The following is a 19,714-nucleotide window of genomic DNA, read 5'->3' as shown; positions in this document are numbered from 1 at the left end:
GAGAGATAAATCTCGACTAGAGCCAAGCTTTAATAAGAGCCCCATATTATAGACTGAATTTTCAGCTCACCAAAATCTTAGAGTCAAACTAAGCGCAGATTTTTATTATTTTTTTATCAAGCTTGGCAAAACTTAAATAAAAATAGGGCAGTAGCCCTATGATTTAAATTATTGGCTACGAAAGACAAAATACACACAGCCCAATAGACACAAGCCAGCCCACACATAATCGAGTTTAAATGGCTGTTTAAACAGAAAAATCATAAAAGGTACAAAGACCAGTAAAGTCACAACTTCTTGGGTAATTTTCATTTCCCCCATAGACCAACCTTGTTGGGCAAGGTAGCGCGTTGCAGGAATCATAAAACTATATTCTGCTAAGGCAATGATCCAACTTAATAATATAGCCTTCCATAGAGGCGCATCGTGCGGTAAAAACTTTAAATGACCATACCAAGCCAAAGTCATAAAACAGTTCGCAACAATCAATAATATAAAGGGCAGATACATTGGCTCAAATGTCTAGCAATAAGTGTGGCCATTTTACGTTTTTTCTCACAAAATTTTTAACCTGTTACTATTTTTTTATAACACAAAAAAAAGCGCAAAATCACGCAAGAATATTCTATGTCCAGTGACAAGAAAAACTATCTTTTCCCCAAGAGCCTTGCTATCGTTGCTTTCACATCAAATTAATCACGACAACAGCACCAATAATACGTGATGTGTCTATAAAAGCAGTGGAGTGAGCGTATGCATCTGCATATTTTAGGTATTTGCGGCACCTTTATGGGTTCTTTGGCGCTACTGGCGCGAGACCTTGGCCATAAGGTGACGGGTTCAGATCAAAACGTTTACCCTCCAATGTCGACCCAGCTAGAAAATGCAGGCATTACTTTAATTCAAGGCTATGACCGTAGCCAGCTACAACCACAACCTGATCTTGTAATTGTGGGCAATGCCATGAAACGTGGCATTGATGTTGTGGAATACATGCTCAATGAAGGCATGCCTTATATTTCTGGCCCGCAGTTCCTCGCAGACTATGTCTTACAAGGTAAACACGTGCTGGGCGTAGCAGGGACGCATGGCAAAACCACAACAACGACGATGCTGGCATGGGTACTCGATCAAGCGGGTCTTGAACCAGGCTTCCTGATTGGTGGTGTGCCTTTGGGCTTTAGCGAAAGTGCACGCTTAGGCGCTGGGAAATACTTCTGTGTAGAAGCAGATGAATACGATTCAGCGTTTTTTGATAAGCGCTCTAAGTTTGTGCATTACCATCCAAAAACAGCGATTCTGAATAACCTTGAATTTGACCATGCTGATATCTTTGATGATTTAGCCGCGATTCAAAAACAGTTCCATCATTTAGTCCGTACTATTCCAAGTGAAGGTCGCATTATTGCACCAATTACAGAAAGCAATATTGACGAAGTATTAGCACAGGGATGCTGGACGCCAGTCGTACGTACCTCTTTAGAAGCAAATGAAAAAGCAGAACTTTATGCTGAGCAACTCTCTGCTGATGGTTCACATTTTAAAGTGCTACAGCACGGCACAGTCAAAGGCGAAGTGAAATGGAACATGACAGGCCAACACTCTGTAGCCAATGCCTTAGCAACGATTGCAGCAGCAGAGCACGTCGGTGTATCCATTGAAACTGCCTGCGAAGCACTGTCCAATTTTGGCGGTGTAAAACGCCGTATGGAATTGCTTGCTACCGTACGTGGCATTGAAGTTTATGATGACTTTGCACATCACCCAACAGCAATTGACACAACCCTAGAAGGTGCACGCAAACGCCTAGGCGAACGTAAGCTCTGGGCGATTATTGAACCACGCTCAAACACCATGCGTATGGGCAGTCATAAAGATGGCTTAGCACATTCAGCACGACTGGCCGATGAAGTTATTTGGTATCAACCTGAAGGTTTAGATTGGGACTTAGAGCCTGTCATTCAGGCTTCACCGAATAAAGCGATGGTTGCGCGCACATTGGATGAAATCATTCAAAAAGTGACTACAGAAGCAGGCGAGGGTGATGCTGTGGTGATTATGTCGAATGGTGGTTTTGGTGGTCTGCATCAAAAATTAATTACGGCCTTAACAACCTAATCTAAAACATGGTGTAGCCGTTTTAAAGAAGCCCGTGAAGCGGGCTTTTTTTTATTTTTAGATATCTAAATCGATTAAAGATAAGGTTTATATCCTCGTGTGCGGTAACCTTGCATGCGTTTGAGTTTCGGCTCGCTATTCTGTAACCTTAGTAATAATTCTAAAAATACAGTAATTTGTTCTGTCTTCAGTTCATGTGGTAAAAATGCATTCAATCCGAACCTTTTGAACAGCGTTCCGATCGAACTATGTTTATTTACATATTTCATAGACCATTCAGAAAAATGAAGCCGATCAATCACACGATTTTCAAAACGGATGAGATTTGTGTGGCGAGGATCGCTCGCAATTTTAGCGTAGACTTTTTCTAAAATTTCCGCCTCTGCTTCAAGACATTGGAAGAATCTACCTTCCGCATAGTACAGTACCCCATAGATTGCATGTGCCTGATTAAAATTTCGAGCAGAAACTAAAATACCACTCAGATCCTCAAGTAAATCCTTTTGATTCTCCTGACGAGTACTGGCATAGCACAGCTGCATCATAAGTTTAATCCTTAACTGAGCGCGAAGCGCTTCGATTTTTAAAATTCTAATTTGTTTATTTTTTAATCAAATGTAATTTTATACTTACGTCCATTTATGCCAACTACATCTCAATTTTGCAAACAACTTTAGATAAAATAGGCTCAATATTACACACTGGTCTTTGCTGGTGCTTTTACCTCAAAAACAATAAAAGAGGTTATCTATGCTCCCCAACATCTTTAAAACATTTGGATTAATAACAATTGCAGGCATTTTGGTACTGGTTTTTCATCATTTAGGCCTCAATGAACTGCTAAATGTCCTTATTACTTCGATTGCACTCGGTGCATTACTTCGTTATTTCATTGGCCAACGTGGCTATTTGATTGCAACAGTTGCAGGCTTCAGCGCAGTGCTGTTTTATCACAGCGCATTTGATCTGCTTCAAATGATGTTAGCGAGCATACTACTGGGCTACAGCGCAATTGATATGTTGCAATGCTATACTCAATCTCGTAAATCACAACGTCGCTTGCCACTGAGCCCTGACCGTGAGTTTTTAAATTATTAACTGTCGCGGAATAATTTTTATTACGTATATCGAGTGTTGCAACATTTTATGAAGCACCTCTATAAAACCCAGCGCTACTTCCAGAAGCTGTTTAAGCACGCAAATCCGCAAGGCTTTTGTCGCGTTTAAACATCACATCAACATAAGAGCACGCTGGAATAATTTTCAAATGCTTTTCACGCGCATAATTAACCAGACTATCGAGCATTTCACGGGCAGCGCCCTGACCACGTAATGAATGATCCACCCATGTATGATTGGCAACAATTTTATGTTCGTCATTCCATATATAGCTAATTTCTGCGACACGCTCGCCGTCTTCATTTAACTTGAAAAATTCACCCTGCTGACCATTGTCTTGATGCTGAAGTTGCATTGTTATACTCCTGAATGCCGTCCAAATGACATTTTTTAAATAAATGAATTAATCGACTAAACCATTAAAAAACGTTAAAAAATACCTGATTTCAGTGATATCAAATCTGACTAATTTTCTCTAAATTCATCAACTAAAGCTGTTCTTTTTTTGTTTTGATATTTTTTGGGGATTTCAATGGATTTATATCTTGCTACTGTAGGATTTCTTATACTGATTGCAATCTTGCTGGCTGTATCAATGTACCGCTCACGCTTTTAAGTGAAATGCCTGCGCGAATGCAACAGACATTTTGCGACCTCATTGATGTGTCAGACTGAATAATACAATATTCAGTTGTAATCCGTTTAGATGTCTATTTTTCAGAGACTGTCCAAGGTATTAGCCACGTTCAAATTACTGAAACAGCGTGGTTTAAACCAGCACATCACGAATTTCTGGATCTTTGTCAAAAACAGATTTGGCAAAAGGGCATAGCGGTATAATTTTCACCTGATGCTCCCGTGCAAATTGCACCGCAGCATCAACCAAATGTCGACCCACACCTTGCCCACGTAAACTATCGCTGACCGCGGTATGATCAATAATAAATTTGTCTGTACCAGCCCAAGAATACGTCATCTCAGCTAATCGTTCACCCTGCTGTTCCACATAAAAAGCGCCTTTACTGCCATTTTCTAGATGCTGTACGATCATGTATCCGCCTATTTTTGTATGTGTGAAAATATAGAATCATTGATTTGTTCTTTGGTATTTTTTATTGATATTGATGTAGATATTCAATAGCGCTTAACAATTCTTCACCATAACCCTAGAATGGCGAAAATTCCCCAAATACCCGACTATGTCTAGCCCCAATTCCGATACATCTGCTACCCGTCAGTGGATCAGCGTGATTACGCTCGCTTTCGCTGCATTCATTTTTAATACCACGGAATTTATTCCCGTAGCACTGCTGAGCGATATTGGTAAAAGCTTTGATATGCCTGCCACCGAAACGGGCATTATGATTACATTATATGCATGGGTGGTCGCACCAATCTCTCTGCCGATAATGCTACTGACCAAGAATATTGAACGGCGCTTTCTACTCATGGCACTGTTTAGTGTATTTATTGTGAGTCATGTGCTGTCATATTTTGCATGGAGCTTTAATACACTACTGATCAGCCGTATCGGCATTGCATTTTCACATGCATTATTCTGGTCAATTACTGCGTCACTTGCTGTTCGTGTCGCGCCTGAAGGCAAAGCATTTCAGGCATTGGGACTGCTCGCAACGGGTACGGCGCTGGCCATGGTACTGGGTATTCCTTTTGGGCGTATGGTGGGTGAAGCCTATGGCTGGCGTAATACATTTGCACTAATTGCTATCGGTGCCACAGTCGTATGCCTAACACTGGCTAAAACTCTGCCATTGCTCCCAAGTCAAAATTCGGGCTCTTTGAGTAGCTTAAAAGAATTTATACACCGGCCTAGCCTCATGCTGGTGTTTGCACTGACCGTGATTGTGATTACAGCGCAGTTTACGGCTTATAGCTATATTGAGCCTTTTGCACTCAATGTAGCGCAGTTAAGCTCCACAGAAACCACCGCACTCTTATTAATCTATGGCGGGGCAGGTTTTATCGGCTCTTATCTGTTTGGTAAATTTGGCGCCAAATATCCACGTGTCAGCATTCCGATGTTCACGCTGCTATTGGCTGCTTCTATGCTATTAATGCTTCCTGCTTCTGCTAGTTTTATCAGCTTTAGCGCATTAAGCCTATTTTGGGGCATCGGCATTATTGGTTTTAGTCTGGCACTACAGTCACAAACCTTAAATTTAGCTTCTGATGCAACGGATGTAGCCATGGCAATTTATTCAGGCTTATACAATGTCGGCATCGGGGGAGGTGCCTTACTGGGTGGCATCGTTTCACTACAATTCGGGCTGAGTAATATCGGTATTATGGGTGGCATCTTGGCTGTAATAGGCACAGTACTGGCCGCCGTATTCGCACGGCGCAAAGATTTTCAAACTTAGGCAAACAGACCTACAAAAAATGCACAGATAAAGTTTGCTTCCTCAAGCAAAATCTGAGAAGATCGCCACAGATTTGAACACGCTTCAATCACTAAATTATGCAAGACAAGGGGAGTAGCCTCCTCCAAACCTAATCATTACATCAATGCTTAGGTGTCAGAATATCGTCATTACACTTTGCAAAAAGTCGGTATCTGAGCATTTTAGAGGACAAAATGTCCATACTAAAATGTAGGCAAGACCTTGATCATGTTGTTACAGATGTTTTTATTCATCTGGCAACAGGTCAAGGTTTTTTTATGGCCGGTTGTTAGATGTGGAGGATACACACATGGAAACAATCGGCTCACTCTGGCTGTATTTGGCATTTTTCGGTTTAGTCACCGTGATGCTCATCATCGACTTTTTAGGCTTTAAAAATAACCAAGGCCAAGAAGTTAAAGTAAAAACAGCGGCCTATTGGAGTATTGCTTGGGTCTCAGTCGCAACACTATTTGGTGGCGGACTCTGGCTCTACTTACAACAAACCGCAGGTGTGGCTGTGGCAAATACCAAGGTCATGGAATACTTTGCAGGTTATCTGTTAGAAAAATCTCTTGCAGTGGATAACGTCTTTGTCTGGCTGATGATTTTTGCTGCTTTTGCAATCCCACCCGCATTACAACGTAAGCTTTTACTGTACGGCGTATTAGGTGCAATTGTCCTACGGACCATCTTTATCTTTATTGGTGCATGGTTTGTACAAGAATTTTCTTGGGTGCTGTATATCTTCGGTGCGTTCTTGGTTTATACCGGCTTCAAGTTCTTAAAAGGACAAGAGGAAGAAGATACCAATATCGAGGATATGGCCATTTTAAAATGGTTACGCAAGCACATGCGCATTACCCCGCAAATGCATGAAGATAAGTTCTTTGTCCGTCAAAATGGCGTGCTTTGGGCGACACCTTTATTTTTGGTGCTTATTTTAGTTGAAGCTTCGGACGTGATTTTTGCGGTGGATTCTATTCCTGCAATTTTTGCAGTCACCACAGACCCGTTTATTGTATTAACCGCGAATTTAATGGCTATTTTGGGTTTACGTGCCATGTTCTTCTTATTGTCTGGTGCAGCTTCAAAAATGCATTATCTACCTTATGGTTTAGGGCTGATCTTGGTGTTTATCGGTTTCAAAATGTTGATGCTTGATGTCTTCCACATGCCGATTTGGATTTCTCTCGGCTTTATTGTGATTACCCTTGCGATTACCGCTTGGCTGTCCATTCGTCATAGTAAAAAATACAACGAAACGACCCTCTAAAGTGCGCAAAAAGCCTTCTTTCATAGAAGGCTTTTTTATGTCTATCTCGTCATCACCCACAGTAAAAAAAATAAGATACGCCTGAAATCCCATACCAATAATAGGCCAATCATTTAGGCCATACCGAAGCATTAAAGATTATGTGATGAATCCTCGTATGCTTGAGTTTTTCAGGTACAATCAATTGAAAAAATTCAAACATACAGGTTTAAAATGTCTTCTGTAATTGCAACGACAGCGATCCGTGGTCGCTTCCTCGACATTCAGAATACAGTTGCCCAAGCACGTGATATACACGACCAAGTGCGATATGTAGAGGATGGTCTACTCATCAGCCAAAATGGCAAAATTCAGTGGTTTGGCACTTGGCAAGACGGGCAGGCACACTTACCTGCACAAGTCGACGTTCAACATTATCCAGATCAATTGATCGTCCCTGGTTTTATCGATACACATATTCATTTTCCACAAACTGAAATGATGGGCGCTTACGGCGAACAACTTTTGGAATGGTTAAATACCTATACTTTCCCAACCGAATTACAATTTTCAGATCCTGCTTATGCTAAAACCATTGCAGAATTTTTTGTGCATGAGCTCCTTAAAAATGGCACCACCACAGCTTTAGTGTTCTGTACTGTACATCCTGAATCAGTAGATGCCTTATTTGAAGCTGCAAGCAACTATCAGATGCGCCTGATTGCAGGTAAGGTCATGATGGACCGTCATGCACCCGATGATTTATGTGATACCCCAGAACGTGCTTATAGCGAATCAAAAGCTTTAATTGAAAAATGGCATGGCAAAGGCCGTAACCTATATGCCATTACGCCACGTTTTGCTCCAACCTCGAGCCCAGAACAACTCAAACGGGCAGGGGAGTTAAAAGCAGAATATCCAGATGTGTATGTTCATACACATTTGAGTGAAAATAAAAGCGAAATTGAATGGGTGAAAGCGCTTTTCCCTGAGCAAAAGGGCTATTTAGATGTCTATCATCATTATGGCTTAACTGGCAATAAATCAGTCTTTGCACATTGTGTGCACTTAGAAGATGATGAATGGAACTGTATGCATGACACAGATTCTGCCATCGCTTTTTGCCCAACCTCTAACTTATTTCTCGGCAGTGGATTGTTTCCCTTACATACTGCATGGGAAAAACAGGTCAAAGTGGGCTTAGGCACAGACATTGGTGCAGGGACTTCCTTCAACCAACTACAAACCATTCAAGAAGCCTATAAAGTTCAACAGCTACAAGGCAATAAACTGTCTGCATACGAAGCGCTGTATCATGCAACATTAGGTGGTGCAAAAGCTTTAGATTTAGATCAGACCCTAGGTAACTTTAATACAGGTAAAGAAGCCGATTTTGTGGTGTTGGATTTAAAAGCCACAGCATTACAGCAGCTACGCCAATCACGTGCCAAAGGCTTAGAAGATGCCCTATTTGCGCTTATGCTGATGGGAGATGATCGGAATATTCACGCAACCTATGTGTATGGTCAACGGGTTTATCAGGCTTATTAAATTTACATTTTCCCACAGCATGGTTAGGCATTCATCAGCATGCAAAGTAATTTGACCTGATTAAATATGAGTAAAATCAATGTGCCTAACCATGTTGCTTACATTTTCAACAGAAAAAATAATGCAAGGGCATCCAAGTTGTATTAAAATTAAGGCATATTTTTAGGTGTTGCTGGTCAACGCCTTTTTTATTTTTGTATTTTAGGTATCTACCCATGACAGTTCAAATGAGCGTGTTGATCTCCACTGAAGAAATTCAAGCCAAAGTTAAAGCACTAGGTGCGCAAATTGATGCACACTATGCCAACAGTGATAAAGAATTAGTTCTGGTGGGCCTGTTACGTGGGTCTGTTATTTTTATGGCAGATTTATGCCGTGCAATTAGCAAAGTTCATGAATTAGATTTTATGACCGTATCAAGCTATGGCAGTGGCACAGTATCAACACGTGACGTAAAAATTTTAAAAGATTTAGACGGCGAAATTCGTGGTAAAGATGTGCTTGTGGTTGAAGACATTATTGACTCAGGCAATACCTTGAGCAAAGTGTTAGAAATTTTACAAACACGCGGACCGAACTCAATTGAATTATGTACTTTAGTCAGCAAACCTTCACGTCGTGAAATCGACCTCGATGTCCGCTTTTTAGGTTTTGAAGTTGAAGATAAGTTCATCGTGGGTTATGGCTTAGACTATGACCAAAAATATCGCCACATTCCATTTATTGGTGAAATTGGTCTGTAATTCTATACCAGACATTTAAAAGTGGCCGAAGGCCACTTTTTTTTATTTCTTAAATTAATATGAACAAAAAAACAACAGTTTTTAGCTAAATTCAACTATTTATAGATGACCAATTAACTCAAGATGAAATAGAAACATGATGTAAAAACAATTACATGATAAGAAAAGGAGCTCACTTATGTGGTCACTCATTGTCGCGATTGTTGTTGGTTTTATCGCAGGTTTAATTGCCCGTGCGATCCATCCAGGCGAAGATAAAGCCGGCTTTATAGTGACGACTTTATTGGGTATTGCGGGCTCACTACTCGCCACGTACGGCGGTCGCTTACTCGGTATTTACGGCGAAAACTCAGCAGCTGGCTTTATTGCCTCAGTCATTGGTGCAATCATTATTCTCTTCATTTATAACATGGTCACCAAAAAATCCAGTGCTTAAAACGCAAACTGACGAAGCAAAAAAATACCCGTTTCGCACGGGTATTTTTTATCGTGTTTGCTCAAGCTAAATATTCAGCTTATTGACCAATTTGCTTTAAGCGCGCTTCGATCTCTGTAGCAGGATAAGCACCTAACATTTTCGCACCATCCGCAAAAATAATAGCAGGTGTACCATTTAAACCCAAAGTACGCGCCAATTGAATATTACGCTCAATCGGATTTGCACACGTTTTACTACTGGTGGGTTGTACGCCTTTACTAATCAAATTAGTCCAAGCATAAGCTGGGTCTTTTTCACAAAACACTTGTTTAGACGGCGCTACAGATTGTGGCTTTAAAGGCAAAATAAATGTGTAAATAGTGACATCATTCAGCTTATTCAATTCTACTTCAAGTTGTTTGCAATACGGGCAATTTGGGTCAGAAAAGATCGCCAACTGGCGCTTACCAGTACCTCTTACAGTTTTAACTGCATCTTTGAATGGCAGGGCTTTCCAATCCACTTGTCCTGGTCGATACATAAGTGATTTGGTTAAGTTTTCCTGATCCTTAAGACGAATCATATTACCTGCCAATACATATTCTGCATCTTCAGTGATATAAACAACCGTGTCTCCAGCATAACCGCTATAAATTCCAGGCACTTCAGTTTTTTTAACTTGTTCGATATTTAATGCAGGATAGTTTTTTACCAGCAAAGCTTGTACAGAAGCTGCATCTGCCAACGCCCATTGCGACATTATACCCGCAATAATTAAGGCACAGGTCTTTTTGATCATTACGTTCACCACGTCATTTTTATGTTAAAGATTCTACTGATATTTATTGATTAGTTCGAAGTTTATTTTCAAATCCTTACCCAATTGCAACATCGTTTCACGTGGAACATACTGCTGTAGCCAAAACTTGAATAAAAATATGCATCATAAAAATAAATCCAAAGAAGCAGAGACTTGTTCATTTGAAAGAATTACTCATATACTCCCTTATAGTATATGAGTAAGGAATCAAACATGAGCCATTTACACCAAGATAAGAAGCTTTTAAACCGTGTCAAACGACTCCAAGGTCAAATGAATGCGGTAGAGCAAGCACTGCAGCACCCAGAGGCCGAGTGTATCAGCGTACTGCAACAAGTTGCTGCCATTAAAGGCGCCGTACATGGCTTAATGAATGAATTAATAGAAGCGCATTTACGCCATCATGTAATTGGCACACAGACTGAAACTAATGAAGAAGAATTGGCTGAGTTTATGCAACTCCTGAAACGCTATAGTTAAGATTTTACACAGGATAAATTGACCCTAGACACAGATCGCCAGTACACTGAGCAAACACCCGCCCATTTCTCATGTTCTGCATTTTTTAGTCAGAAATGAGCCTATAAATGCGACCTGTTTCATGACAAATTCTCAATCTTGGCGCCCATTTATAATGGTTAGCCTTGCCCTGATTATGGGTACCATCGGCACAGCACTTGCCAGCCCGTTGTATCCAATTTATCAGGAACTTTGGCATTTGCTACCGAGCCATATCACCTATATTTTTGTGGCTTATATGTTTGGTTGTCTGGCAACACTGCTATTTTTAGGCCGCGCCAGCAATAGTTTTGGCTTTCTTAAAACTTTACAAGCAGGCATGATTTTTGTCATTGCTGGCCTAGCACTCTCTGCCATCGCTCCAAATGCACTGTTTTTATCCTTCGCACGCTTTTTAGTCGGTATTGCTTCTGGCCTCATTAGTACTTCAGCGATGCTCGGTCTGATTTACACCATTCCAACCAGCCATAAGCAAAGTGCACCACAAATGAGTTCGATTATTACCATTATCGGTTTTGGACTTGGGCCATTGATTGGCGGTGTAATTGCTCAGTTTTCTGCTCAGCCACTCATCACACCTTATCTTCCTATCATTGTAGGGGCGATTCTATGCTTGATTGGACTTTTTACAGTGAAGCATGTCCCTGCAGAAAAACAACCATTTTCAATTGCACCACATCTAGAATTGCCAGACAAAAAATATCACGGCCTGTTTTATATCGCAGGTTTTGCAGCATTCAGTGCCTTCGCATCTTTTAGCTTATTTGCATCCTTAGCACCGTCTTTTGTGAAAGATATTATTCCATGGCATGGCCCAATCGTCAGTGGTACATCTATTGCCAGCATTTTATTGGTATCAGCACTGTCGCAATACGCTGCCAAAAAAATGCTACCGCGCAAGTCGTTGAGATTGGGCCTCTCTACACTGATCGTGGGCTATATTCTGCTATCGCTCTGTGTTTCATTTCACCGGGGCGTGCTGTTTTTTATGAGTGTGTTCAGTGCTGGAATAGGGCACGGTTTGAGCCTACTGGGCGCATTTGGAATGATTCATAGTATGACTCAAACAGAGAATCGAGCAGCGGTGATGTCGACGTATTTGTTTATTGGTTATTTGGGCACAATTCTACCGATTATTGGTGTGGGGTACTTATCCGACCATTTTGGCTTTAGCATCGGTATTATCGGTTTTTGTATCTCAGTCGGTGCCCTGTGCCTCAGTTTATTGTTCTGCCAACGCAGCATGACCACGCCACTACAGCACTAAGCACAAACATACTTTCAAATAAAAGCCCTCAAATGAGGGCTTTTATTTTTAAAACAGCGAGGGAAACTGGCTTATTTTCCAATACAAAACGATCCAAAGATCTTGCCCAATAAGTCATCAGCACTAAAATCACCGGTAATTTCACCGAGTGCATTTTGTGCAAGGCGAAGCGACTCTGCGACCAATTCACCTGCGTGGTAAACCACCAATTGCTCACGTGCCTCTGCAAGATAGTGCTGAGTGCGCTTCATTGCGTCCAAATGGCGTGTTCGTGCAATAAAGGTATCTTCTTCTGGTTGGAAGCCTGCATGCGCTGTAACAGCATCTATCAGTGCTTGAACGCCTGTTTCTTGCTTCGCAGACACCGTAATATGGCGAAAGCCTTGATAATCGCTCAATGCTGACGTTGTTGCAGTTAAATCACATTTATTCCCAATCAACATTAAGCGCTTAGGCTCAATGTGTTCTGCAAAATAATCTTGCGCTAATTGTAGTGGATCTTCACCCTGACTTAAGTCATAAACCAAAAGCAATAAATCCGCCTGCTCAATTTCCTTAATCGCACGGCGTATGCCTTCTTTTTCAACCACATCACCCGTTTCACGCAGACCTGCAGTATCTGTTAGCGTAATAGGTAAACCATTCAGCGTGATTTTTTCATGTAAAACATCACGTGTCGTGCCCGCAATATCGGTCACAATCGCACGTTCAACACCTGCTAGAGCATTGAGTAAAGATGATTTACCAGCATTGGGTTTACCCGCAATCACCACTTGTAGGCCTTCACGGAGCAACTGTCCTTGGCGTGCTGATTGTTGCACAGCGCTGACAGAAGCACTCACCCCATCCAATAAACCTAAAATTTTACCATCAGCCAAAAAGTCAATTTCTTCTTCTGGAAAATCAATGGCCGCTTCTACATGTAAACGTAAGTGAATTAGATTTTCTAATACCGCATTCACTTTAGTTGAAAATGCACCTTGCAAAGAACGTACGGCCGAACGTGCTGCAGCTTGTGAGGTAGCATCAATCAAATCGGCAATGGCTTCTGCTTGTACCAAGTCCATTTTGCCATTTTCAAAGGCACGCATTGAAAACTCACCCGCTTTGGCAGCTACCGCACCGAGCTCTAGTAAGCGTGCAAGGAGTGCATTTTGAATGACAGGCCCACCATGACCTTGCAATTCAACAACGTCTTCACCTGTAAATGAATGCGGATTTGGGAAGCAAATCACCAAGCCCTCATCCATAATTTCGCCGTGAACATCTAAGAACTTACGAAAGCCTGCATAACGTGCTTTAGGCAATTCAGATTGGCACAGCGCCTCTGTAATTGCATACGATTTTGGCCCAGATAGGCGAATTACACCGACACCACCACGACCGGGCGGGGTTGCAATGGCAGCAATAGTGGTTCGGTTTTGCATAACATTCACCTAAAAAATTCTCAAATTACAAGCAAAGAAAAATCCGCCTAAGATTACCATCTTAAGCGGATTTATTCAGCCCATCAGCACTGCTTAGTTTGCTGAATCTGCGCCTTCACGTTTTAAACGGTCTTTTTCAACGCCTTTATTAATCAGGCCTTGTTGCAAGATCGTAATACTGTTGTTACAGATCCAGTACAGCACGAGGCCTGCAGGGAAGAACAACATAAATACCGTAAAGATGATTGGCATGATTTTGAACACTTTAGCTTGCATAGGATCTGCAGGCTGTGGGTTCAAACTTTGCTGGATAAACATCGTCAAGCCCATCAACAATGGCAGGATAAACCAAGGGTCCATTGCAGATAAATCTTGAATCCAACCTAACCATGGTGCATGACGAAGTTCAACTGACTCCATCAATACCCAATACAACGCAAGGAAAATCGGCATTTGTAATAACAATGGTAAGCACCCAGAAAGAGGGTTAACTTGCTCACGCTTGTACAAAGCCATCATTTCTTGAGAGAAGCGCATACGGTCTTCACCGAACTCTTCTTTCATACGTTGCATTTCAGGCGCAATCACACGCATTTTCGCCATAGAGCGATAGCTCTTCGACGACAACGGCCAAAGAATTAATTTCACTAGAATCGTCAATAAAATAATTGACCAACCCCAGTTGCCCACTAAACCGTGGAAGAACTGTAAGCCTAAGAATAAAAGCTTCGCAATTGGCCACAACCAACCATAATCTACAGTTTGGTTTAAACCAACAGCTAAATCTTTTAATTCAGACTGAATTTTTGGTCCTGAGTAGAATGTTGCATCTAATTCAGCAACCGTACCCGCAGGAACATTAATTGTTGGCGAAGTAAAACCAATGATGTTCATGTCATCTGTTGATTTACGTGATTCCAACTTCGCTGCATAAGGCTGACCATTGGCTTGCGTTAATTTAAGCTCGCCCGGAATCCATGCACTTACAAAATAATGTTGTACCACAGCAACCCAACCGCCTTTTGCTTCAACATTCAACTTTTCTTCATTGAAGTTAGCAAATTTTAGCTTGTTGTAATGCTCATCCGGTGTACCCCATGCGCCGCCAAGGAAGGTGCCCAAAGTGAAAATCCCTTGATCCGATTTACCTGGATCTTCTGAATTATCACGTTTGATTTGACCAAACATTTGACCTTGCCAATTTTGTGCACTGCGGTTCACCACTTTGTGATTCACAATAATCGGGTAATCACCTTGAGTGAACGTAAATGACTTGATAATTTCAATGCCATCTGCAGTTTTATACACCATTGGTACAGTAAGGACTTTGACCGCTTTACCATCTTTATCTTTAGACGCTTTTGCATCAGCTAAAGTATATGCTGATTTTTCAATCTCATAAGATGGTCGACCTGCACGGCTACTGTCGGGACCGTTTAGACCAATTAAGCCTGATTGTGCTACATACGTACGTTTTGCATCACTTTCGAGCATTACAAAAGGTTGGTCACTGTCTTTATTCTTGTCATGGTTGAGTAATTCAACACGAACAATATCACCACCCTTTGGATTAATCCAAAGATGATAAAGGTCAGTTTTTACAGAAATAAGCTGTTGGCTTACTGGTGCTGTTGCATCTGCTGTTTGTTGTGCTGGCACATTTGCTTGTGGCACATCAGTGGTCGCTGACGCCGCTGTTTGAGCATTTGGCAAATCGGCAGAGACTTCATGCGAAACAGCAGCAGCGGTTGGCTGTGCTTTAACTTCTGCATGACCGTAGTCTTTTTGCCAAGCCAAAATAAGCAAATAAGCGACAACAAACATGGCTCCTAGAATGGCAATCCTGGCCCATTGTTGCATATCTATTACCCCAAGTGGTTAGAGTGTTTTTGGTTCAATAAACGATCACGAAAGGGTACAGCAACGTGACGCGTTTGAGAATCTATTTGCTGAAATGAAATAAAACGAACTGCTTTGGCTGGCACTGGGTCATACCCTGAGCCACCCCAAGGATGACAGCGACAAATACGATGAACAGACAGCCAGACACCACGCACAGCACCATGCCGATGGATTGCTTCCAAAGAATACTGAGAACAGGTTGGAATATAGCGACAACGAGGCCCAAGTAAGGGACTAATCACTATTTGATATAAACGAATGAACCAATGCAGTAGACGTACCATTGGTTGTCTCTACTTTTTCTGTGAGGAGGGAGCTGTTTTTGAATGCTTTTTGGCAATACGTTGAAGCTTTTGCCAAGCAAATTGTAATTGCTGATGCAATTCTGCATTTGGGACTGCTTCTATACCTACTTTAGGCATCACCACAATATCCAATACATCTAATTGCTGCTGATGCAAGCGAAAGCTTTCGCGAGCCAGACGTTTTACTCGATTTCTTTCATGTGCACGACGTACTTTTTTCTTAGCAACAACAATACCCAAACGGCTTTTAGGCTGTTCGGAAATTTTCGCAAGAAATAAGAAATGGGGCTGATGCACTTTAAAAAGCGCACCATCGAACACACTTTTATAGTCGTCAGCACAGTGTATGCGAACATCTGTGCTAAACCCATAAAGTGTTGTCATAACACCCAAGTCGTGTATAGCTTTAACAGATTAAACAGTTAAGCTATGACGGCCTTTTGCACGGCGACGAGCTAATACTTGACGACCAGCTTTAGTAGCCATACGAGCACGGAAGCCATGAACGCGTTTACGTTTTAGTTCAGAAGGCTGGAAAGTACGTTTCATATCGAAACTCCAAAAATGATCTTTCTATGAAGGTTCGCGATTTTAGTGCTCATTGCTTGAGCTGTCAATTAAAAACCAACTTTCTTTTAAAAACAAATTAAGTTAAGACAATAAAAGTGATCAAAATAAAAATGTGTTGTTTTATCGAATATCGGTTTACACACAGGATAAATCATTGTTTATTATGATAAAACAAGATATTAACAACTTTAACCACAAAGTTATCCACAATAAGATTTAAATTTAAATTCCAACTTAGTTTTAAATTTGAATTTAAATCGCAATCTTAGTTATCCCCAGAAAATCGAGTTTCTATAAATAAATTCAAATTTATAAATTTAAATTTATTATTATTAGTGTTGAGTTTTTCTGTGGAAATCGTATTTTAAAATATAAAAAACAAATGTTTAAATTGTGAATAACTATGTTTTTATTTTTTTGATACATTGTGGATAACTTTATGTTATATTTTATCCACAGCTTGCGGATAAACTTATCCACACACGGTTTAAATTTAAATTTATGATCTAAAAATGGCTTATTTGATTAATTTCTGCTGAATTGTTCATGACAGATGTGGATAACTTGGTTAGAATGGCGACCCGCTTTGCGGGCTAGCATATTTTTTTATTGGCACAATGGAATGAATAGGGGTTTCACATGCTTTGGACAGACTGCTTAAATCGCTTGCGACAAGAGCTTTCGGGAAATGTCTTTACGATGTGGATCCGTCCGTTGGTGGCTGAAGAGTCAGAAGACACATTGCGCTTATATGCGCCCAATCCGTATTGGACGCGTTATATTCAAGAACATCATCTTGAGCTCATTACTATTTTAGCGGAGCAGTTGTCTGAAGGTCGGGTACGTAAAGTTGAAATTCAAGTCGATTCTCGTCCTGGGGCTATTTTATCTGCCAGTGAGCAACCTGCGACAACAACAGCAGCTTTAACACCTAGTCCTGCACCGATTGCGAAACCTAAAAAAGAACGTGAAGACAGTAGTGCAAAACAGATTCGTAAGCGTCAATTAAACCCTTTATTTAGTTTCTCTTTATTTGTCGAAGGTCGTTCGAACCAAATGGCAGCAGAAACTTGTCGTAAAGTGTTAACGCAATTGGGTGAATCTCAGCACAATCCATTATTTTTATATGGCCCGACGGGTTTGGGTAAAACACACTTAATGCAAGCTGTGGGTAATGCCCTATTACAAGCAAAACCGAATGCGCGGGTCATGTACATGACAGCTGAAAGTTTTGTGCAAGATTTTGTGAGCTCATTACAACAAGGCAAAGTTGAAGAGTTTAAAAAGAATTGTCGTTCATTGGATTTACTGTTGGTCGATGATATTCATTTGCTTGCAGGTAAAGAAGCCAGTTTGGTGGAATTCTTTTACACCTTTAATGCGTTATTGGATGAGTCGAAACAAATTATTCTAACGTCGGATCGTTATCCTAAAGAGCTTACTGAACTCGATCCACGTTTAGTTTCACGTTTTTCTTGGGGCTTGTCTGTGGGTGTGGAACCTCCAGATATTGAAACTCGAATTGAAATTTTGTTAAAAAAAGCCGAAAGCAATGATGTGGAATTACCACGAAATTGTGCTTTGTTTATTGCACAACAAGTTGTAGCCAATGTTCGCGAATTGGAAGGCGCTTTAAATAAAGTCGTTGCGATTTCACGTTTTAAAGGGACACCAATTGATTTGGATGTTGTGCGTGAATCCTTAAAAGATGTTTTGGCCATTCGCGCACGAACTATCAGCACTGAAAATATTCAGCGCGTGGTGAGTGAATACTTCCGAATCCCATTAAAAGAGTTAGTTGGTCCAAAACGTACACGTATTTATGCGCGACCTCGTCAGCTTGCAATGGGGCTTGCACGTGAGTTAACAGGGGATAGTTTCCCTGAAATTGGTATGGCTTTTGGTGGGCGTGATCACAGTACTGTGATGCATGCGTGTGAAAAAGTTCAAAGCTTGCGTGAGGAAGATCCAATCTTTAATGAAGACTATAAAAACCTTCTTCGCTTGCTTCAAAGCTAAGGTGTTTTTGGTTAAATTCTATTCTTGCAATGTGGCCTTATCTGCCGCATAGTACACTGCTAAAAAATTAATTTTATTTGTTCTTAATCTTCAGTTTTTAGAGGAATGCATCGTGCGTTTAAAAATCGCGAAAGAAAGCTTACTGAATGTTCTATCACATGTCGTAGGAGCGGTTGAACGTCGCCATACCCTCAACATTTTATCAAACCTAAAAATTCAGGTGACTGAGCAAGCCCTGACCATTACTGGGTCGGATCTTGAAGTTGAACTTGTGGCATCAACCACTTTATCTGAAGGGGCGTGCTTACAAGCAGGTGAAACCACTGTTCCTGCACGTAAGTTGGTGGATATCTGTAAATCTTTGCCATCTGCAGCATTAGTTGATTTACAAATCACAGAAGATCAACGTTGTATTTTAAAGTCTGGAAATAGTCGCTTTGTGTTGGGTACTTTACCTGCAGAAGATTATCCATTGTTGACTACAGAAAATACGCAAGGGACAGAAGTTACAGTTACACAGCGTGAATTAAAACGTTTATTTGAAAAAACCGCATTTGCTATGGCGGTGCAGGATGTTCGTTTTTATTTAACGGGTACATTGTTGGAAATTGATCAAAATCAATTGCGTGCAGTGACGACAGATGGTCACCGTTTAGCATTGTGTGAAACGACTGCTGTTTCTAATGCGTCACAGTTGGTACAAGCGATTGCACCGCGTAAAGCAGTAGGTGAGTTACAACGTTTGTTGAGCGTTGAAGATGAGCAATTGGCTTTGTTAATTGGTCGTGAATTGTTAAATGTGACGATTCGTATCCCAAGCCGCGACAAAGAACAACATGACATTATGGTGCGTTTCACGACCAAATTGATTGATGGTAAATTCCCAGATTATCGCCGTGTGATTCCACGTGGTGGCGACAAAAATGTACGTATTGCACATGATGTATTTAAGCAATCATTGCAACGTGTTGCGATTTTAAGTAACGAAAAACTGCGTGGTGTATTCTTGCATTTTAATGAAGATTCATTGCAATTGCGTGCGAATAACCCAGAGCAAGACGAAGCTGTTGAAGACTTAGCGATTCAATATTCAGATGCATCGATGGAAATGTCGTTCAATGCACAGTATTTGTTGGATGTATTGAGTGTGCTGGATGGTGATGATGTATTGATGACCATGACTGAGGCGAATCAGTCGGTATTGGTACAAGATCCACTACATCAAGATCAAACTTATGTTGTGATGCCAATGCGCGTTTAATTGATTTTTTAGACGTCC

At 41.0% G+C, this 19,714-nt stretch carries 21 protein-coding genes; 11 read left to right on the top strand and 10 right to left on the bottom strand.

The features are described 5' to 3' along the window. Positions 1-168 precede the first annotated feature (168 nt). Positions 169-510, bottom strand: a complete 342-nt coding sequence (locus tag HYG93_RS16175; protein WP_106986168.1) for a DMT family protein — start codon at positions 508-510, stop codon at positions 169-171. Between the two features lie 243 nt (positions 511-753). On the opposite strand from HYG93_RS16175, the gene mpl reads away from it, so the two are divergent. Then, positions 754-2,118, top strand: a complete 1,365-nt coding sequence (mpl, locus tag HYG93_RS16170) for a UDP-N-acetylmuramate:L-alanyl-gamma-D-glutamyl-meso-diaminopimelate ligase (RefSeq protein WP_106986169.1) — start codon at positions 754-756, stop codon at positions 2,116-2,118. A 74-nt stretch (positions 2,119-2,192) separates the two neighbouring features. Here mpl and HYG93_RS16165 read toward each other — a convergent pair whose 3' ends face one another. Beyond that, positions 2,193-2,663: a BLUF domain-containing protein gene (locus HYG93_RS16165; protein ID WP_178962673.1), complete on the bottom strand. Its 471-nt coding sequence runs from the start codon at positions 2,661-2,663 to the stop codon at positions 2,193-2,195. A gap of 205 nt (positions 2,664-2,868) precedes the next feature. Here HYG93_RS16165 and HYG93_RS16160 point away from each other — a divergent pair, with 205 nt between their 5' ends. After that, positions 2,869-3,216, top strand: coding sequence for a hypothetical protein (locus tag HYG93_RS16160; protein WP_106986171.1), 348 nt, complete (start codon positions 2,869-2,871; stop codon positions 3,214-3,216). A gap of 91 nt (positions 3,217-3,307) precedes the next feature. Here HYG93_RS16160 and HYG93_RS16155 read toward each other — a convergent pair whose 3' ends face one another. Together HYG93_RS16155 and HYG93_RS16150 are read right to left on the bottom strand one after the other, a co-directional pair. Further along, positions 3,308-3,592 (bottom strand): GNAT family N-acetyltransferase, encoded by a 285-nt coding sequence (locus tag HYG93_RS16155; RefSeq protein WP_106986172.1) that lies wholly within the window; start codon positions 3,590-3,592, stop codon positions 3,308-3,310. Positions 3,593-4,006: 414 nt separating this feature from the next. After that, positions 4,007-4,288 carry a GNAT family N-acetyltransferase gene (locus HYG93_RS16150; RefSeq protein ID WP_106986173.1) on the bottom strand — a complete coding sequence of 94 codons (282 nt, stop codon included), beginning with the start codon at positions 4,286-4,288 and terminating at the stop codon, positions 4,007-4,009. Between the two features lie 148 nt (positions 4,289-4,436). Here HYG93_RS16150 and HYG93_RS16145 point away from each other — a divergent pair, with 148 nt between their 5' ends. From HYG93_RS16145 to HYG93_RS16125, 5 genes are all read left to right on the top strand, one after another. Beyond that, positions 4,437-5,618 carry a sugar transporter gene (locus HYG93_RS16145; protein WP_106986174.1) on the top strand — a complete coding sequence of 394 codons (1,182 nt, stop codon included), beginning with the start codon at positions 4,437-4,439 and terminating at the stop codon, positions 5,616-5,618. A gap of 331 nt (positions 5,619-5,949) precedes the next feature. Then, entirely contained in the window at positions 5,950-6,915 is a 966-nt protein-coding gene (locus HYG93_RS16140) for a TerC family protein (protein ID WP_106986175.1), read from the top strand. Positions 6,916-7,128: 213 nt separating this feature from the next. After that, a complete protein-coding gene (gene guaD, locus HYG93_RS16135) occupies positions 7,129-8,445 on the top strand; it encodes a guanine deaminase (protein WP_106986176.1) in 1,317 nt (438 codons plus the stop codon). 215 nt (positions 8,446-8,660) lie between these two features. Next, positions 8,661-9,188 (top strand): hypoxanthine phosphoribosyltransferase, encoded by a 528-nt coding sequence (gene hpt / locus HYG93_RS16130; protein ID WP_106986177.1) that lies wholly within the window; start codon positions 8,661-8,663, stop codon positions 9,186-9,188. Positions 9,189-9,366: 178 nt separating this feature from the next. Beyond that, entirely contained in the window at positions 9,367-9,624 is a 258-nt protein-coding gene (locus HYG93_RS16125; RefSeq protein ID WP_106986178.1) for a GlsB/YeaQ/YmgE family stress response membrane protein, read from the top strand. 79 nt (positions 9,625-9,703) lie between these two features. On the opposite strand, the gene HYG93_RS16120 is transcribed toward HYG93_RS16125, so the two are convergent. Then, positions 9,704-10,405 carry a DsbC family protein gene (locus HYG93_RS16120; RefSeq protein ID WP_106986179.1) on the bottom strand — a complete coding sequence of 234 codons (702 nt, stop codon included), beginning with the start codon at positions 10,403-10,405 and terminating at the stop codon, positions 9,704-9,706. A 234-nt stretch (positions 10,406-10,639) separates the two neighbouring features. Between HYG93_RS16120 and HYG93_RS16115 the strand changes: the two genes are divergently transcribed. Both HYG93_RS16115 and HYG93_RS16110 read left to right on the top strand, forming a co-directional pair. Beyond that, on the top strand, positions 10,640-10,906 hold the full coding sequence (locus HYG93_RS16115; RefSeq protein ID WP_106986180.1) for a metal/formaldehyde-sensitive transcriptional repressor: 267 nt from the start codon (positions 10,640-10,642) through the stop codon (positions 10,904-10,906). A gap of 154 nt (positions 10,907-11,060) precedes the next feature. Beyond that, positions 11,061-12,212, top strand: a complete 1,152-nt coding sequence (locus HYG93_RS16110; RefSeq protein WP_178962672.1) for an MFS transporter — start codon at positions 11,061-11,063, stop codon at positions 12,210-12,212. 71 nt (positions 12,213-12,283) lie between these two features. Here HYG93_RS16110 and mnmE read toward each other — a convergent pair whose 3' ends face one another. From mnmE to rpmH, 5 genes are all read right to left on the bottom strand, one after another. Next, positions 12,284-13,639: a tRNA uridine-5-carboxymethylaminomethyl(34) synthesis GTPase MnmE gene (mnmE, locus tag HYG93_RS16105; RefSeq protein ID WP_106986182.1), complete on the bottom strand. Its 1,356-nt coding sequence runs from the start codon at positions 13,637-13,639 to the stop codon at positions 12,284-12,286. A 93-nt stretch (positions 13,640-13,732) separates the two neighbouring features. Beyond that, on the bottom strand, positions 13,733-15,499 hold the full coding sequence (gene yidC, locus HYG93_RS16100; protein ID WP_106986183.1) for a membrane protein insertase YidC: 1,767 nt from the start codon (positions 15,497-15,499) through the stop codon (positions 13,733-13,735). A 5-nt stretch (positions 15,500-15,504) separates the two neighbouring features. Further along, the gene (gene yidD, locus HYG93_RS16095; RefSeq protein ID WP_178962671.1) at positions 15,505-15,825 is read right to left on the bottom strand and encodes a membrane protein insertion efficiency factor YidD; all 321 of its coding nucleotides are present in this window, start codon (positions 15,823-15,825) and stop codon (positions 15,505-15,507) included. 9 nt (positions 15,826-15,834) lie between these two features. Continuing rightward, complete coding sequence (gene rnpA / locus HYG93_RS16090; protein WP_106986185.1) at positions 15,835-16,230, bottom strand: ribonuclease P protein component; 396 nt, start codon at positions 16,228-16,230, stop codon at positions 15,835-15,837. 30 nt (positions 16,231-16,260) lie between these two features. Further along, positions 16,261-16,395 (bottom strand): 50S ribosomal protein L34, encoded by a 135-nt coding sequence (rpmH, locus tag HYG93_RS16085; RefSeq protein ID WP_000831329.1) that lies wholly within the window; start codon positions 16,393-16,395, stop codon positions 16,261-16,263. Positions 16,396-17,055: 660 nt separating this feature from the next. Here rpmH and dnaA point away from each other — a divergent pair. Together dnaA and dnaN are read left to right on the top strand one after the other, a co-directional pair. Then, positions 17,056-18,435 (top strand): chromosomal replication initiator protein DnaA, encoded by a 1,380-nt coding sequence (gene dnaA / locus HYG93_RS16080; protein ID WP_117007991.1) that lies wholly within the window; start codon positions 17,056-17,058, stop codon positions 18,433-18,435. A gap of 112 nt (positions 18,436-18,547) precedes the next feature. Next, positions 18,548-19,696, top strand: coding sequence for a DNA polymerase III subunit beta (dnaN, locus tag HYG93_RS16075; RefSeq protein ID WP_106986187.1), 1,149 nt, complete (start codon positions 18,548-18,550; stop codon positions 19,694-19,696). The last annotated feature ends 18 nt before the right edge of the window (positions 19,697-19,714 follow it).

The organism is Acinetobacter sp. SwsAc6 (assembly GCF_013391565.1).
Lineage (GTDB): Bacteria > Pseudomonadota > Gammaproteobacteria > Pseudomonadales > Moraxellaceae > Acinetobacter > Acinetobacter cumulans.
This window is presented reverse-complemented; position numbering and strand designations above follow the sequence as displayed.